Raw genomic sequence first — 16,664 nt, forward strand, 5'->3', positions numbered from 1 at the left:
CTCGATATCCGGTCGATGGCACCGATCATCTCAATCGTGCCCATCCGCCAAGAGCCAGGGAGGACCCCGATGGAAGCCGAGCGCCGCCGCAGCGAGTCGGGCCTGTCGATCGAGCCGGTCTACGGACCCGACACCCTCGCCGACTGGGACCCCGCGACCAGGCTGGGCGAGCCCGGCCGCTACCCCTACACCCGCGGCGTCCACCCGACCATGTACACCGGCCGCCCGTGGACCATGCGCCAGTACGCCGGCTTCGGCACCGCCACCGAGTCCAACCGGCGCTACCGGCAGCTGATCGCCAACGGCACCACCGGCCTCTCGGTCGCCTTCGACCTGCCCACCCAGATGGGCTACGACTCGGACGCCCCGCTCGCCCACGGCGAGGTCGGCAAGGTCGGTGTGGCGATCGACAGCGTCGAGGACATGCGGGTGCTCTTCGACGGGATCCCGCTCGGCGAGGTCTCCACCTCGATGACCATCAACGCGCCCGGCGCCCTGCTGCTCCTGCTCTACCGGCTGGTCGGCGAGGCCCAGGGGGTGGCGGCCGACCGGCTCACCGGCACCATCCAGAACGACGTGCTCAAGGAGTACATCGCCCGCGGCACCTACATCTTCCCGCCGCGGCCCAGCCTGCGGCTGACCGCCGACGTGTTCCGCTACTGCCGGGCCGAGATCCCCCGCTGGAACACCATCTCGATCTCCGGCTACCACATGGCCGAGGCCGGGGCCGACCCCGCGCAGGAGGTCGCCTTCACCCTCGCCAACGGCATCGCCTACGTGCGCGCCGCCCTCGCCGCCGGCATGGACGTGGACGACTTCGCCCCCCGGCTCTCCTTCTTCTTCGTCGCCCGCACCACCCTGCTGGAGGAGGTGGCCAAGTTCCGGGCCGCGCGGCGGATCTGGGCCCGGGTGATGAAGGAGGAGTTCGGCGCGGCGAACCCGCGCTCGCAGATGCTCCGCTTCCACACCCAGACCGCGGGCGTGCAGCTCACCGCCCAGCAGCCCGAGGTCAACCTGGTGCGGGTCTCCGTCCAGGCGCTGGCCGCGGTCCTCGGCGGCACCCAGTCGCTGCACACCAACAGCTTCGACGAGGCGATCGCCCTGCCCACCGAGAAGGCCGCCCGCCTCGCGCTGCGCACCCAGCAGGTGCTGGCGTACGAGAGCGACGTGACCGCCACCGTCGACCCGTTCGCCGGCTCGTACGTGGTCGAGGCGATGACCGACGGCCTGGAGGCGACCGTGCTGGAGCTGATGGCCCGGATCGAGGACCTGGGCGGCGCCGTCGCCGCCATCGAGCAGGGCTGGCAGAAGTCCGAGATCGAGCGCACCGCCTACCGCGTCCAGCGCGAGCAGGACGCCGGCGAGCGGGTGGTGGTCGGGGTCAACCGGTTCCAGCTGGCCGAGGAGGAGCCGTACGAGCCGCTGCGGGTGGACCCGGCGATCGAGGCGCGGCAGACCGAGCGGCTGGCCGCGCTGCGGGCGGACCGGGACGGCTCGGCGGTCCGGCGGGCGCTCGGCGCGCTGCGCCGGGCGGCGGAGGGCACCGACAACGTGCTGCCGCCGATGAAGGAGGCGCTGGCGGCGCGGGCCACCGTCGGCGAGGTCTGCGACGCGCTGCGCGAGGTCTGGGGGACGTACACCCCGACCGAGCGGTTCTGAGCCCGGACGCACCGAGGGGGTGCGCCCGGCCCGACGGCCGGACGCACCCCCTCGGGGTGGATCAGTGGTGCCGGCGGAAGGAGTTGAAGAAGCCCTTGCCGGGGGTGCCGACACCGGTGGCGGTGTCGTAGCCCTTGGCGGCCGACAGACCGTAGTCGGACGCGATCTTGTAGAGGCGGACCTTCAGCACGCCGTTGACCATGCCGAGGTCGACCACGTTGCCGAACTTGTTGTGCACGGCCGAGTCGTTCACGTCGTGGAACGCGTTGCTGTTCGCCCGGTCGTAGATGGCCGGGTTGGCGAAGCCGATGGCACGGCCGCCACGGGCGTCGATCGCGTTGGCCAGCATGGCCGCGTACTCCGGCGCCGACACCGAGGTGCCGCCGTAGCCGCCCTCGCTGTAGGTGCCGTTGTCGGTGAAGCCGACCAGGGTGGCGGCGACCAGGTCACCGCTCATCGCGACGTCCGGGGTGGCGCGCAGCGGGGTCGCGGACTTGGTGCCGTCGGCCGCGGTCTTGGAGATCGCGTCCGGGACCACGCCCTGCTGGTACCACGGCTGGGCGAAGTCCTTGGAGACACCGCCGCCGCCGCCGAAGTAGAAGAAGCCGGGCATCGGCGTCCAGGACTTCTGGTCGGGGGAGAGCACCGAGCGCTGGTCGCCCATCGACACCTCGTGGCCGTAGCGGCCGCTCTTGTCGCCGAGCTCCAGGGCGGTGCCGCCGACCGAGGTGACCCACGGCGAGGCGGACGGCCAGTCGGCCTGCGCCTGGTTGGTGTCGGCCTGGCAGTTGACGCCGGTGGCCGCGGCACCCGGGGAGCTGTCGCCGCAGTCGCCCGAGGAGAAGGTGAAGCCGATGCCGGTCACCGCGCCGAGCTGGAAGAGCTGGTTGTCGGCGGAGACCACGGCGGGGTCGATGTCGCCGCTCTTGCCGTGCATGATCTCGCCCCAGGAGTTGGAGACCACGTCGGCCAGGTGCCCGTCGACGACGGTCGCCATCGCGTCGTAGAGGTCCTGGTCGTAGCAGGAGTTGCCGCCGACGTAGACCACCTGGGCGTCCGGCGCGAGGCCGTGCGCCATCTCGACGTCCAGCGCCTCCTCGCCGGCCCAGCCGGCCGGGCCGCCGCAGTCGTCCTGGTGGGTCCACTTGTCCGGAGTGACGACCTCCTTGTACTGCCCCGCCGCGAACGGCTGGTCGCCGTGCAGGGAGGAGAAGTGGTTGGCGTCCTGCTCCATGGTGGACAGACCGTAGGCGTCGATGATGGCGATCCGGGCCCCCTTGCCGGACACCTTGGCATCGGTCACGCCGTAGGCCTTGCGCAGCTGGCTCGGGATGTACGAGCAGGGCGCGAAGGGCTCGTTCTTCTCGTAGCCGTCGGGCGCGCCCTTGGCGGTCTTCGAGCCGTAGCCGTCCTCGGAGCAGGTCGGCACGGTCGGCAGGGTCGCCGGGGCCTTCTTGTCCGGGTTCGCCAGGCGGGCCTGCGCCTGGGCGCGGGCCTCGGCCTCGCGCACCGAGACGGCGTGCGAGGTGTTCTGGTGGATGGCGTCGCTCAGACCGCCGACCGCCAGCACCGCGCCGGCCACCGAGGCCGGGACGACGGCGTTCGCGGACGGCGCCTTGTGCAGGCCCTCCGCGGTGCGGTAGTTGCGGAAGTCCGTGCCGAAGGCCTTGGCGAGCGCGCCGGTGGCGCCGGAGACCTGCACGTAGTGCGCGGAGGTCGAGTCGACCTTGAGGCCGGCGCCGGTCACCCAGTCGGTGACGGCCTTGACCTGCTCGGCGGTGGCGCCGAAGCGGGCCTTGGCCTGGGCGTCGGAGAGGAAGGTGCCGTACGACGGCGAGTTCGGGTCGGAGACCGCCTTGGCGAGGGCGGCGAGCCCGGCCTGGTCCTGACCGGCCAGGTAGATCCGGGCGCTGCCCGGGGTGGAGTCGGGAACGGCGCCCGCGTCGGCCTGGGCGGTGGCCCATTCCGGGTGGGAACCGGGGAGCGCCTTGGCGGCCTGCTCACCGGTCGGGGCCGCGGCGCCGGCCGGGGCGGCCACCGCGATGGTTCCGAGGATCAGCGCGGCGGTTATCGGCGCGGCGACCCTGGAGAGCCGGTTGCGTGCTATCGGCACGTATGGTCCCCCACTTCGTGTGTTGACGGAGCATCAGGCACGTCTGTTCGACTGTGCGAGAGCTGTCTATTGGGCCTGATGTGCCCGGCTCAAGAGCGCGGACGAAAGCTTTGCCAGGCCATGACCACCGGGAGAGGGAACGTTTGGTCGCGGCGGGGTACGCGCGCCGTGACCAGGCGCCTCCGGGTTCGTTGCACAGGGCAGTGATCGTCCGGGAAGGCGCGGGAAGGCGGCCGAATCGAGATGTCATACCCATCCCCGCGGCCGGTATGCACCCATCCGGTGACCTCTTCTGCGGAAGTCGGGCCAAAATCCCGCCACCGGCCTACGATGGTTGAGGTGAACGCTCCTCAGCCCGCCGCTCCGGCCGCCCCAGCCTCCGCCGTTCGCCCCGCCGCCGACCTGCGCGCACGGGTACGGGCCTACGAGACGGAGCTGATCGCCTTCCGCCGTGACCTGCACCGGCACCCGGAGCTCGGCCGGCAGGAGTACCGCACCACCCGACTGCTGCGCGAGCGCCTGCTCGCCGCCGGACTGAACCCGCGGGTGCTGCCCGGCGGCACCGGCCTGCTGGTGGACATCGTCCCGGCCGGCACCCGGCCCGGCACCCCGCTGCTCGCCTTCCGCGCCGACATCGACGCCCTGCCGATCGACGACGCCAAGACCGACAGCCCGTACCGCTCCACCCTGCCCGGCCGGGCCCACGCCTGCGGGCACGACGTGCACACCGCGGTGGTGCTCGGCACCGCCCTGGTGCTGGCCCAGGCGGCGGCCACCGGGGAGCTGCGGCAGCCGGTCCGGATGATCTTCCAGCCCGCCGAGGAGGTCATGCCCGGCGGCGCGCTCGACGTGATCAAGGCCGGCGGCATGGAGGGCGTCGGCCGGATCTTCGCCGTCCACTGCGACCCGAAGGTGCAGGTCGGCCGGATCGGTCTCCGGGTCGGCGCGATCACCTCCGCCTGCGACCGGGTCGTCCTGGAACTGGACGGTCCCGGCGGCCACACCGCCCGCCCGCACCTCACCACCGACCTGGTCACCGCCGTCTCCCGGCTCGCCGCCGACCTGCCCGCCGCCTTCTCCCGCCGGATGGACCCGCGCTGGGGCGTCTCCCTGGTCTGGGGCCGGATCGCCGCCGGCTCGGCCGCCAACGTCATCCCGCAGCACGCCGAGCTCGAGGGCACCGTCCGCTGCCTGGAACTGGCCGGCTGGCGCGAGGCCCCCGAGGTGATGGACGAACTGGTCGCCCGGCTCGCCGAGACGTACCGCGCCAAGTGGTCCATCGACTACCACCGCGGCGTCCCGCCGGTGGTCAACGAGCAGACCTCGATCGCCCAGCTGGAAGCCGCGATGACCGCCCGCTTCGGCGACGGCCGCGGCCCGGTGGTCGAGGACACCGAGCAGAGCCTCGGCGGCGAGGACTTCAGCTGGTACCTGGAGCACGCCCCCGGCGCGCTGGCCCGGCTCGGCGTCCGCGGCCCGCACGAGAAGGGCGTCCGCGACCTGCACCAGGGCAACTTCGACGTGGACGAGCGCGCCATCGCCGTCGGCGTCGAACTGTTCGCCGCCCTCGCCCTGGAGCACGGCCGGGTCTGACCCCGGCTGCGACGTTCGCCGTGATGTGCTGCGGTTGGCCGGGTACGTCCCGCGCCGCGGCAACGGCCGCGTGACCATCTGCCTGCGCAGTTCATCACGTCGCGGGTGCGGCTGCGCCTTCCCGAACTGGTCCACGGTCACGGCGGGGGCTGGATCGACTCGCTCGACGTCATCGAGGTCTGCCTGCTGCGCCGCGGCCTGGCGCTACCTCGCCATGGCATGGCTGTACGAGAACCGGGACAGACGCGGGTGATCGTTACCGCCGGCGCGACGCTCAGCCGTAGCCGCGTGTGGGCCCCGCCGGACGGCGTCCGGCGGGGCTCCGTCGTTCACGGAGCGATAACGACTCGGTGAAAGCTGGGGTGAGGGATTGTCAGAGGTGGCGTACGCGAACTGACGCCCCGTAGGGTCGCCATGATCGCGACAGGAGTGTGCGCGGGTCGGGTTTTTCGCGCGGGGCGGGGCTCCGCGCGCGTCACGGGGGGTGGGGCTTTGTCTTCTCTGCTGCGCGGAAACGGTCGGGGCGGGGGGAGGTGGTCCGCCCTCGTCGCGATGTCCGGGTTGGTGCTCGGGTTGGTCGCGGCGCCCTCCACCGAGGCGTGGGCGGCGGCGCGGCCGCACGGGAAGGTGTGGACTCCGCCGAAGACTCCCGGGGTTTCGCCCGGGAAGCCGGTCAAGGGGAAGAACCAGTCGCCGGGGAAGCTGCCGGCGCCGAAGTACCCGGTGCCGGCGGACTGGAAGGCCGAGGCCGTGCCGGTGGTGACCGGTTCGGCGACGGTGACGCTGGGCGACGACAAGGTCCAGCAGGCCGGGAAGCTGCCGGTGAAGGTGGCCCGCGGCGGAGGCAGCTCCGCGCACGCGGTGAAGGTGGAGGTCGCCGGCGGCGACAAGGGCAAGGCAGCCGGTACGGCGGGCCCGGTGGTCGCGCTGACCGGCACGGACGCCGGGGACGCGGGCAAGAGCGTGAAGGTGGCGCTCGACCTGAAGGCGCTGCAGGGCTCCGGCTGGTCGGACCGCTCGCAGCTGGTCGCCCTGCCCGCCTGCGCGCTGACCGACCCGCAGGCCGCCGAGTGCCGGACGCAGACCTCGGTGGCGTCGGCGGTCGACGCAGGCGGCGTACTGACCGCCGAGGTGACCCTGCCGTCGGCGGAGCCGGCCAGGAGCGCACCCGGCGCGGTGAAGGCGTCGCTGGTGCAGGGCACTTCGGCCGCGGCCGCGCCGATGGTGCTGGCCGCGACCACCGGTGCCTCCGGCGCGGGCGGCAGCTACACCGCGACCTCGCTCAACCCGTCGGCCAACTGGGGCGCGGGCACCAACACCGGCGGCTTCGGCTACGGGTACGCGATCCAGGTGCCGGCGGCGCTCGGCGGCGGCGCGCCGACCGTGTCCCTCTCGTACGACAGCTCCTCGGTGGACGGGAAGAACTCGGCGCAGAACGCCCAGTCGTCGTGGATCGGTGAGGGCTGGGACTACCAGCCGGGGTTCATCGAGCGCAGCTACAAGAACTGCGACAAGGACGGCATCACCGGCTCCGGCGACCTCTGCTGGGGCGGCCAGAACGCGACGCTGAGCCTGGGCGCCCACTCGGGCACCCTGGTGCGCGACGACTCCACCGGTGTGTGGCACCTCCAGGGCGACGACGGCTCGAAGATCGAGCAGCTGACCGGCGCTCCCAACGGCCTGAACAACGGCGAGTACTGGAAGGTCACCACCACCGACGGCACGCAGTACTGGTTCGGCCAGAACCACCTGCCCGGCGGCGACGGCACCGACCCGGCGGCGGGCTCCGCCTGGGGTGAACCGGTGTACGCGCCGAACAGCGGCGACCCGTGCTACAACTCCGGTACCGGCAAGGCGTCCTGGTGCACCATGGGCTGGCGGTGGAACCTCGACTACGTGGTCGACACCCACCAGAACCTGACCACCTACGCCTACGCCACCGAGTCCAACTCCTACAGCCGGGGCGGCGGCCAGAACAACGGCAGCGGCACGCTGACCTCGTACGTCCGCGCCGGCTACCCGACGGGCATCGCGTACGGCCAGCGCCTCCCGGAGCAGATCGCCGCGAAGGGCGCCGCGAAGCCCGCCGCCAAGGTGCAGTTCTCGGTCTCCGAGCGCTGCCTGCCGAACGGGACGATCACCTGCTCGGACGCCCAGCGGACCACCGCCAACCAGGCGTCCTGGCCCGATGTGCCGCTCGACCTGGTGTGCGCCGCGAGCGGCACCTGCACCAACTACAGCCCGTCCTTCTTCTCCACCAAGCGGCTCACCGGCGTCTCCACCCAGGTGCTGGTCGACGGCGCCTACCGGACCGTCGACAGCTGGGAGTTGAAGCACTCCTTCCCGACGCCGGGCGACGGCACCAAGCCGGCGCTGTGGCTGGCCTCCGTCCAGCACACCGGCAGCAACGGGCAGAGCGGCGTGGCGCTGCCGGCGGTGTCGTTCACCGCGCGGGAGCTGCCGAACCGGGTGGACGGCCTGACCCCGGCGCAGCCGGCGTTCAACCGCCCGCGGATCCAGCAGATCACCACCGAGACCGGCGGCCAGATCAACGTGGTCTACGCCGACCCGGAGTGCTCCCGGGTGGCCGGCCGCATGCCGTCCGCCGAGGACGCCAACACCATGGCCTGCATGCCGGTCCACTGGTACCTGCCCGGACAGTCGGCCACCGACCCGGTGAAGGACTGGTTCAACAAGTACCTGGTCACCTCGGTCACCGAGCAGGACGCCGTGACCGGCACCGCGCTCACCAAGAGCACCGACTACAGCTACGGCGGCGGCGCGGCCTGGCACCGCAACGACAACGAGTTCACCGACCCCAAGCTGCGCACCTGGGACGGCTTCCGCGGCTACCGGACGGTCACCACGACCACCGGCAGCGGCAACAGCGGCGAGGCGCCCAGGACCCAGCAGGTCGTCACCTACCTGCGCGGCATGGACGGCGACTACAAGGCCGACGGCTCCCGCCGCGCGGTCACCGACACGACCCCGCTCGGGGCGACGGTGACCGACTCCGACTGGCTGGCGGGCGCGCTCACCGGCACCGAGTCGTACGACCGGGCCGGCGGCAAGGTCGTCGCCGTCCAGGGCGCCTCCTCGGGGAACCAGCAGGTCACCGCCACGCACAAGCAGTCCGGCGGGATGCCCGACCTGGTCGCCCGCTACGCCGCGGCGACCGGCACCAACACCGGCAAGCAGCTGCTGGCCGACGGCTCGTGGCGGACGGTCACCTCCTCCGGGACCAGCGACCCGGCCAACGGCAACCGGCAGACGCAGGTCGCCGACCAGGGCGACGGCACCGCCGCGACCCCGCCGGTCTGCACCACCACCAGCTACGCGAGCGCCACCAACCCGATGCTGCTCGCGCTGGTCAGTGAGAAGAAGGTGGTCGCCGGTCCGTGCGGTACCGCCGCGACCGCGGCCACCACGCTCTCCGACGTCCGCACCCTCTACGACGGCAAGCCCTTCGGCCAGGCCGGCGACGTCGGGGAGCCGACCGGCTGGCAGACCCTGGACCACTTCGACGCGGCGGGTGCGCCGGTCTACGTGAGCACCGGCCGGGTGACCTCCTCGGACGTGTACGGCCGCACGCTGGCGACCGCCGACTCCGACGGCTCCACCTACGACGCGGCCGGCAACCAGCTGTCCGGGGCCACCCTGACCGCCACCACCGCGACCACCGCGTACACTCCGGCGACCGGGGCGCTGGCGACCAAGGTCACCCAGTACGGCGCGATGGGCCCGTCCTGGTCGACCACGGTCACCCAGGACCCGGGCCGCGGCCTGCCGCTGACCACCTCGGACATCAACGGCCACACCACCACCCAGCAGTACGACGCGCTGGGCCGGCTCACCGCCGTCTGGCGCTCCAGCCGCGCCACCTCGCTCAGCCCCTCGCTGAAGTTCGGCTACGCGATCAACGGCGTCAGCGCGCCGTCGGTGGTCACCACCGAGTCGCTGCTGGAGGACAACACCTACGCGAGGAAGACCGAGCTGTACGACGGTCTGGGCCGGCTGCGGCAGACCCAGACCTCGCCGGCCACCGGCGGCGCCGGACGGCTGATCACCGACGCGGTGGTGGACTCGCACGGCTGGACGGTCAAGTCCTCCGCCGCGTACTACGAGGCCACCACCCAGCCGAACGGGACGGTCTTCGCCCCGCAGGACTCGCAGGTCCCGGCGCAGACCTGGACCACCTACGACGGCCTGGGCCGGCCGGTGACCAGCGCGTTCGTCTCGTACGGGCAGCAGCAGTGGGCCACCACCACCGCGTACCCGGGCGCCGACCGGACCGACGTCACCCCGCCGCAGGGCGCCACGCCCACCAGCACCGTGACCGACGCCCGCGGCCGGACCGTCCAGCTGTGGCAGTACCACGGTGCGACCGCCACCGGCCGGCCGGCCGACGCGGACGTCACCTCGTACGCGTTCACCGCAGCCGGACAGCCCGCCTCGCGGACCGACGCCGCGGGCAACACCTGGTCGTCGGCCTACGACGTCCGCGGCCGGCTCACCAGCAGCCAGGACCCGGACAGCGGGCTCACCTCGTACACCTACGACGCGGAGTCCCGTCCGGCGAGCATCACCGGGGCGAAGGGCGACACGCTGCTCTTCACCTACGACCTGCTCGGCCGCCGGACCGGCAGCTACAGCGGGAGCATCGCCCCGGCGAACCAGCTGGCCGCCTGGAGCTACGACACGGTGGCCAAGGGCCAGCCGGCCTCCTCGACCCGTTACACGGGCGGCGCCGCCGGCTCCGCGTACACCCAGACGGTGACGGGCTACGACGCGGAGTACCGGCCGCTCGGGGTGAGCGTGACGATCCCGGCCGCCGAGGGCGCGCTGGCTGGCACGTACACCACCGCCAACCAGTACTCGCCGATCCTCGGCTCGCTGACCCACACCGACCTGCCCGCAGTGGGCGGCCTGCCCGCCGAGGGCGTCGACTACCTGTACTCCAACACCGGTCTGATGATCGCCTCCGGCGGCAACTCGACCCTGGTCACCGACGTGCAGTACGACGCGCTCGGCCGGCCGACCCGCACCACCGTGGGCGACTGGGGCAACCAGGTGGTCTCGACCCAGCAATACGACTGGGCGACCGCGCGGGTGGTGAACTCCTTCCTCGACCGGCAGACCGGCACCACCTCGCTGGACCAGGTCGGCTACACCTACAACCCGGCCGGCCGGATCACCTCGATCAGCGACCGGCAGGACGGCGGCGCCACCGACACCCAGTGCTTCACCGCCGACCACCTCGGGCGGCTGACCAACGCCTGGACCGACACCGCGGGCACCGGCACCGCCGCGGCCCCGTCCGTCCCCGGCATCGGCGGCTGCCGTAACGCCGGCGGCCCGGCGGCCGGCTCGGTCGGCGGCCCGTCCCCGTACTGGCAGAGCTACGGCTACGACCTCACCGGCAACCGGACCTCCCTGGTCCAGCACGACCTCGGCGGCAACAGCGCCAAGGACGTGACCACCACCCAGACCTTCGGTGCGCCGAAGTCGGTCAACACGCCGACCACCGCCCCGAACACCGGCGGTGGCACGGGCGGTCCGCACGCCCTGCTCGGCACCTCCACCACCGGGCCCGCCGGCACCACCGCCACGGCCTACCAGTACGACGCCGCGGGCAACACCACGGCGATCACCGACACCACCGGCACCACCAACCTGACCTGGGGCGTCGACGGCCAGCTGGCCTCGCTCGCCCGGACCGGCCAGGCCGGCGGCACCTCGTACCTGTACGACGCCGACGGCGCGCAGCTGATCCGCCGCGACCCGGGCACCACCACGCTCGACCTGGGCGTCGACGAGCTGACGCTGGACACCGCCTCCGGGTCGCTCTCCGACCTGCGGACCTACCCGGCGCCGGGGGGTCTGAGCGTCAGCCGGGTCACCGCGGCCACCGGCGGCGGCAAGCTGGTCTACCAGGCGGCGGACCAGCACGGCACCAACGGCGTGCAGATCGACACCGACGCCGCGCAGACGGTCACCCGTCGGCCGACCGACCCGTTCGGCAACCCGCGCGGCACCCAGCCCGCGGCCGGCAGCTGGTCCGGTGACAAGGGCTTCGTCGGCGGCACCAAGGACGACGCCACCGGGCTGACCAACCTCGGCGCGCGCGAGTACGACCCGGTGCACGGGCGGTTCCTCAACCCGGATCCGATCGTCAACCCGTCCGAGCCGCAGCAGTGGAACGCCTACGCGTACAGCAACAACAACCCGATCGACTACAGCGACCCGTCCGGCCTCAGCTGGAAGAGCTGGCTGCACAAGGCCGGCAACGCCATCGGCGCCACCGCGAGCGGCTACTACCACGCCGCCGTCGACGAGGTCTCCCAGATGGCCGAGGGCTGGGACCGGCTGACCGGCGACACCGAGGGGGCGGACCGGCTGAAGTACGAGCGGGAGAACCCGCACAGCTTCATGAACGGCACCACCATGCTGAAGAACCTCGGTGGTGACATCGACGGCCCGCAGACCAAGAGCCGCTGGTACAAGCTCGGCGGCTGGCTGGAGTCGGTCTTCGGGCCGGTCCCGATGCCGAGCCCCGCGAGCGTGGAGACCGGCGCGGTCCGCACCGCCGAGAAGGTGCTGATCAAGGGCGCCACGAAGGGGGCCACCAAGAAGCTGACCGGCGCGCTGACCCGGCTGGCCGAGAAGGTCACCGGCAAGTGCCTGCACAGCTTCCCGGCCGACACCCGGGTGCTGATGGCCGACGGCAGCGCCAAGCCGATCGGCGCGGTTCGCATCGGCGACGAGGTCGCCACCGCAGGACCGGTGACCGGCGAGCACACCGCCCGCCCGGTGACCGACACCATCACCACGCCGGACGACCGTCAGTTCACCCGACTCACCGTCAGCACCGGTACGGGCGAGCGGTCCACGCTGACCGTGACCGCGCACCACCCGTTCTGGGACGCCACCACCGGGCGCTGGACCGACGCCGCCGACCTGCGGGCCGGCGACCACCTCGCCACCCCCGACGGCTCGGACGTCACGGTGACCGCGGTCGACAACTACACCACCGCGCCGACCGAGGCCCACGACCTCACCGTCGCCGACCTGCACACCTACTACGTGCTGGCCGGCGGGACGCCGGTGCTCGTGCACAACTGCGAGATCACCAACCTGGCGGCCCACGGCGAGCAGCCGAAGTGCACCATCAGCTCGGTCTGCGAGCACATCGTCCTGGGCATCAAGGACCGCGACAACAACATCGGGGACTTCGCCACGGGCAAGGGTGCCCACACCTTCAACGGCGACCCCTGGGGCGGCCACGACGTCTCGTACAACGGGCCGATGTGGATGGCGGGCGTGGAACAGACGGTCAGCAACCCCGGGACCAGGATCTCCATCGTGCTGGACGGGATGGAGGGGAGCACCGCCATCGAGAAGTTCGTCAACGCCTACAAGCGCGGAATGATCGGCGGCAAGGCGGCCGCGCCACAGAGCGGCAGCGGCACCAACTGGGAGATGTCGGTGGTCGGCCGCGCGGTCCGGATGGGTGACCGCGACTGGTTGCAGAACATGGACTTCTACCTCAACGGAGCGAAGGTGAACGGCGAGATGAAGGAACCGGACTGGGCGACCATCACCCCCGGACTGAAGGGCTACAAGGGATGACCGCGAGCTGGCCGGACCGCGATTTCCAGCTGTGGTGGGTGGGGTCGCACAGCACCCTGCGGCTGCAGAGCAACCCCGTACCCGACTCCGATCCGCCGGTGACCACCCGGATCGAGATCGAGTTCGGGCACGTCCGGGCGCTGTTCATCCGGCCGGTGGCGGCGGGGCTGACCGTCTCGCACGCCACCGCCGCCGAGGGCGCCGAGCTGTGCGGGCGGTACGGGCTGGATCCGGACTGGGCGGGCTCGGTGTACCTGCTGCGCTCGGCGGACTGGGAGGGCTTCGTGGTGTCCTCGACGCCGACCTGGCGCGAGGCGGAGCGGAAGTACTACGAGCCCTCGCTGTTCACTCCGGGTGAGGAGGGGCCGCCGCCGGCGGACCTCGTGACCGGGTCGGTCTGACCGGTCGGCAAAGGACGGGAGCCGCGTTCGGACACAGGTCCGGCGCGGCTCCTCGTCGTTGCGGAAAGGGTCGGCGTAGGGTGGTGATCCGATACCACTGGGTAGTGACATCGGGTTGAACAAGTGTGACGCTATGTCCGGGTTTGACCCGGTGCCCGACCACATTTTGGTAACAACCCGGATGGCTCCGCAGGCCGTAATACAACCGTGTTCTACGCGCGTTACGGTGGCGCTCGACCACGCCAAACGGGTGTGTGAGAAGGAGAAACTCCCTTGCGCCGTTCAATGAAGCTCGCCGCGGTGGTGCTCTCGAGCTCCCTGGGCATCGCCTCGCTCGCCGCTTGCGGCGCGAAGAGCACTGACAACACCTCCAGCTCCGCGTCCGCCGGCGCCTCGGGCTCCAGCCTGAAGGTCGGCATGGCGTACGACATCGGTGGCCGTGGCGACCAGTCGTTCAACGACTCCGCCGCCCGCGGTCTCGACAAGGCCAAGTCCGAGCTCGGTGCCTCCGTGTTCGAGGCCGAGGCCAAGACCGGTGAGGCCGAGACCGACAAGGAGCAGCGTCTGAAGGACCTGGTCTCCTCCGGTTACAACCCGGTCGTCGCCGTCGGCTTCGTCTACCAGGACGCGGTCAACAAGGTCGCCAAGGACAACCCGAACGTCAAGTTCGCGATCATCGACTCGGCCTCGCCCGACCAGCCGAACAACGTCACCTCGCTGACCTTCTCGGAGCAGGAGGGCTCGTACCTGGCCGGCGTCGCCGCCGCCAACAAGAGCACCGCCAAGCACGTCGGCTTCATCGGCGGTGTGCAGTCCGAGCTGATCAAGAAGTTCGAGGCCGGTTACACCGCGGGTGTCCACTCGGTCGACCCGAACATCAAGGTCGAGGTCACCTACCTCACCACCCCGCCGGACTTCAGCGGCTTCACCGACCCGGGCAAGGGCAAGCAGGCCGCCCAGGGCCAGCTCGACAAGGGCGCGGACGTCATCTACTCCGCCGCCGGCTCCTCCGGCAACGGCTCCATCGAGGCCGTCGCCACCGCCGGCAAGTGGGCCATCGGTGTCGACTCCGACCAGGCCGCCCAGCCGGCCCTGGCGAAGTACAAGGACCACATCCTCACCTCGATGGTGAAGAACGTCGACGTCGCGGTGTTCAAGTACATCGAGGCGTACAAGAACGGCAACCCGATCACCGGTGTGAAGAACTTCGACCTGAAGGAGGGCGGCGTCTCGCTGGCCACCACGGGCGGTCACATCGACGACATCAAGGCGCAGCTGGACAAGGCCACCCAGGCGATCACCTCGGGTGCCACCAAGATCCCGACCGCGCCGCAGGGCTGATCCAGCCCCGTGACCGCCGCCTCCTGCCGGGCGGCGGGAACGACTGACGAGAGTCGGGGAGGGGCCCGGACGGGTGCGCACCACGCGCACCCCCCGGGCCCCATCCCGTTCCCGTCCACCTGACCCCGAGCTTGGTCCCTCCCGCGCTGACCTCCCCCCGCAGCGCATCCTCCAGCGCAACGATGCGCCCGACGACCACGAGGAGATCGCCATCACCGGCTCCGACCCCGCCCACAGCCCGGGCGGACTCCCCAGCGCGGGGACGGCGACAGCGGCCGTCGAACTGCGCGGCATCACCAAGCGCTTCCCCGGCGTGGTGGCCAACCACGACATCGACATCACCGTCGAGCGCGGTACCGTGCACGCCCTGATGGGCGAGAACGGCGCCGGCAAGTCGACGCTGATGAAGATCCTCTACGGCATGCAGAAGCCGGACGAGGGCACCATCGCGATCAACGGCGAGCTGGTCGAGTTCTCCACCCCGGCCGACGCGATCGCCCGCGGCATCGGCATGGTGCACCAGCACTTCATGCTGGCCGACAACCTCACCGTGACCGAGAACGTGGTGCTCGGCGGCGAGCAGCTCTACGGCATCGGCGCCAAGGCCAAGGCGAAGATCAAGGAGATCTCCGACCAGTACGGCCTCGGGGTGCGCCCCGACGTCCTGGTCGAGGACCTCGGTGTCGCCGACCGCCAGCGCGTGGAGATCCTCAAGGTCCTCTACCGCGGCGCCAAGATCCTGATCCTGGACGAGCCGACCGCCGTCCTGGTCCCGCAGGAGGTCGACGCGCTCTTCGACAACCTCCGCGACCTCAAGGCCGAGGGCGTCACCGTCATCTTCATCTCGCACAAGCTGCACGAGGTGCTGTCGGTCGCCGACGCGATCAGCGTGATCCGCCGCGGCACCACGGTCGGCGACGCCGACCCGCACACGGTCACCGCCCGCCAGCTGGCCGAGATGATGGTCGGCGCCGAGCTGCCCTCGCCGGAGACCCGCGAGTCCACCGTGACCGCCGACGAGATGCTGCGCGTCGAGGGCCTGCGGATCGCCAAGCCGGACGCCGAGGGCATCGAGCGCGTCGTCCTCGACGACATCTCGCTGACCATCCACAAGGGCGAGATCCTCGGCATCGCCGGTGTCGAGGGCAACGGCCAGGCCGAGCTGGTCGAGGCCATCATGGGCATGCTGCCGCTGGACGCCGGCGCGGTCACCCTGGACGGCGAGGACCTCACCCCGAAGCTGACCCGCGCCCGCCGCGAGGCCGGCATCGGCTACATCCCCGAGGACCGCCACCGGCACGGCCTGCTGCTGGAGGCCCCGCTCTGGGAGAACCGGATCCTCGGCCACGTCTCCGAGTCCCCGAACTCCAAGGGCTTCCTGCTCGACCCGGCCGGTGCGCGCCGGGACACCCAGCGGATCGTCGAGGAGTACGACGTCCGCACCCCCGGCATCGAGGTCACCGCGGCCTCCCTCTCCGGCGGCAACCAGCAGAAGCTGATCATCGGCCGCGAGATGAGCCACGACCCCAAGCTGCTGATCGCCGCCCACCCGACCCGCGGTGTGGACGTCGGCGCGCAGGCGCAGATCTGGGAGCAGATCCGCTCCGCGCAGCGCGAGGGCCTCGCGGTGCTGCTGATCTCGGCCGACCTGGACGAGCTGATCGGCCTGTCCGACACCATCCGGGTGATCTACCGCGGCCGCCTGGTCGCCGACGCCGACCCGGCCACCGTCACCGCCGAGGACCTGGGCACCGCGATGACCGGTGCGGCCCGCGGCCACATCGAGTCCGACGCCGACGCCCTCGCCGAGGCGCAGGCCATCGCGGCGGAGGGCACCGAGGCCGCGGGCGACGCGGGCGACGGGCCCACCGCGGCCGCGAGCGACGAGCCCACCGACACCGCCGACGACCCGCAGGCGGGGGAGTAAC

The 16,664-nt window shown here is 71.7% G+C and carries 7 protein-coding genes; 6 read left to right on the plus strand and 1 reads right to left on the minus strand.

The genetic code is table 11. The features are described from left to right. Positions 1-69: 69 nt before the first annotated feature. Positions 70-1,659: an acyl-CoA mutase large subunit family protein gene (locus FHR36_RS15260; protein WP_253797617.1), complete on the plus strand. Its 1,590-nt coding sequence runs from the start codon at positions 70-72 to the stop codon at positions 1,657-1,659. 61 nt (positions 1,660-1,720) lie between these two features. Here FHR36_RS15260 and FHR36_RS15265 read toward each other — a convergent pair whose 3' ends face one another. After that, positions 1,721-3,772: a S53 family peptidase gene (locus FHR36_RS15265; protein WP_253797619.1), complete on the minus strand. Its 2,052-nt coding sequence runs from the start codon at positions 3,770-3,772 to the stop codon at positions 1,721-1,723. Between the two features lie 330 nt (positions 3,773-4,102). On the opposite strand from FHR36_RS15265, the gene FHR36_RS15270 reads away from it, so the two are divergent. The 5 genes from FHR36_RS15270 to FHR36_RS15290 all read left to right on the plus strand — a co-directional run bounded on the left by FHR36_RS15270 (position 4,103) and on the right by FHR36_RS15290 (position 16,663). Continuing rightward, positions 4,103-5,365: an amidohydrolase gene (locus FHR36_RS15270; RefSeq protein ID WP_253797621.1), complete on the plus strand. Its 1,263-nt coding sequence runs from the start codon at positions 4,103-4,105 to the stop codon at positions 5,363-5,365. 552 nt (positions 5,366-5,917) lie between these two features. Further along, the gene (locus FHR36_RS15275; RefSeq protein WP_253797629.1) at positions 5,918-12,994 is read left to right on the plus strand and encodes a polymorphic toxin-type HINT domain-containing protein; all 7,077 of its coding nucleotides are present in this window, start codon (positions 5,918-5,920) and stop codon (positions 12,992-12,994) included. Further along, positions 12,991-13,395: a hypothetical protein gene (locus FHR36_RS15280; protein WP_253797631.1), complete on the plus strand. Its 405-nt coding sequence runs from the start codon at positions 12,991-12,993 to the stop codon at positions 13,393-13,395. Before FHR36_RS15275 ends, FHR36_RS15280 begins: the two co-directional genes overlap by 4 nt. Before the next feature lie 273 nt (positions 13,396-13,668). Then, entirely contained in the window at positions 13,669-14,736 is a 1,068-nt protein-coding gene (locus FHR36_RS15285; protein ID WP_253797633.1) for a BMP family lipoprotein, read from the plus strand. Between the two features lie 370 nt (positions 14,737-15,106). Continuing rightward, the gene (locus FHR36_RS15290) at positions 15,107-16,663 is read left to right on the plus strand and encodes an ABC transporter ATP-binding protein (RefSeq protein ID WP_253799286.1); all 1,557 of its coding nucleotides are present in this window, start codon (positions 15,107-15,109) and stop codon (positions 16,661-16,663) included. Position 16,664 lies beyond the last annotated feature (1 nt).

The organism is Kitasatospora cinereorecta (assembly GCF_024172095.1).
Classification (GTDB): domain Bacteria; phylum Actinomycetota; class Actinomycetes; order Streptomycetales; family Streptomycetaceae; genus Kitasatospora; species Kitasatospora cinereorecta.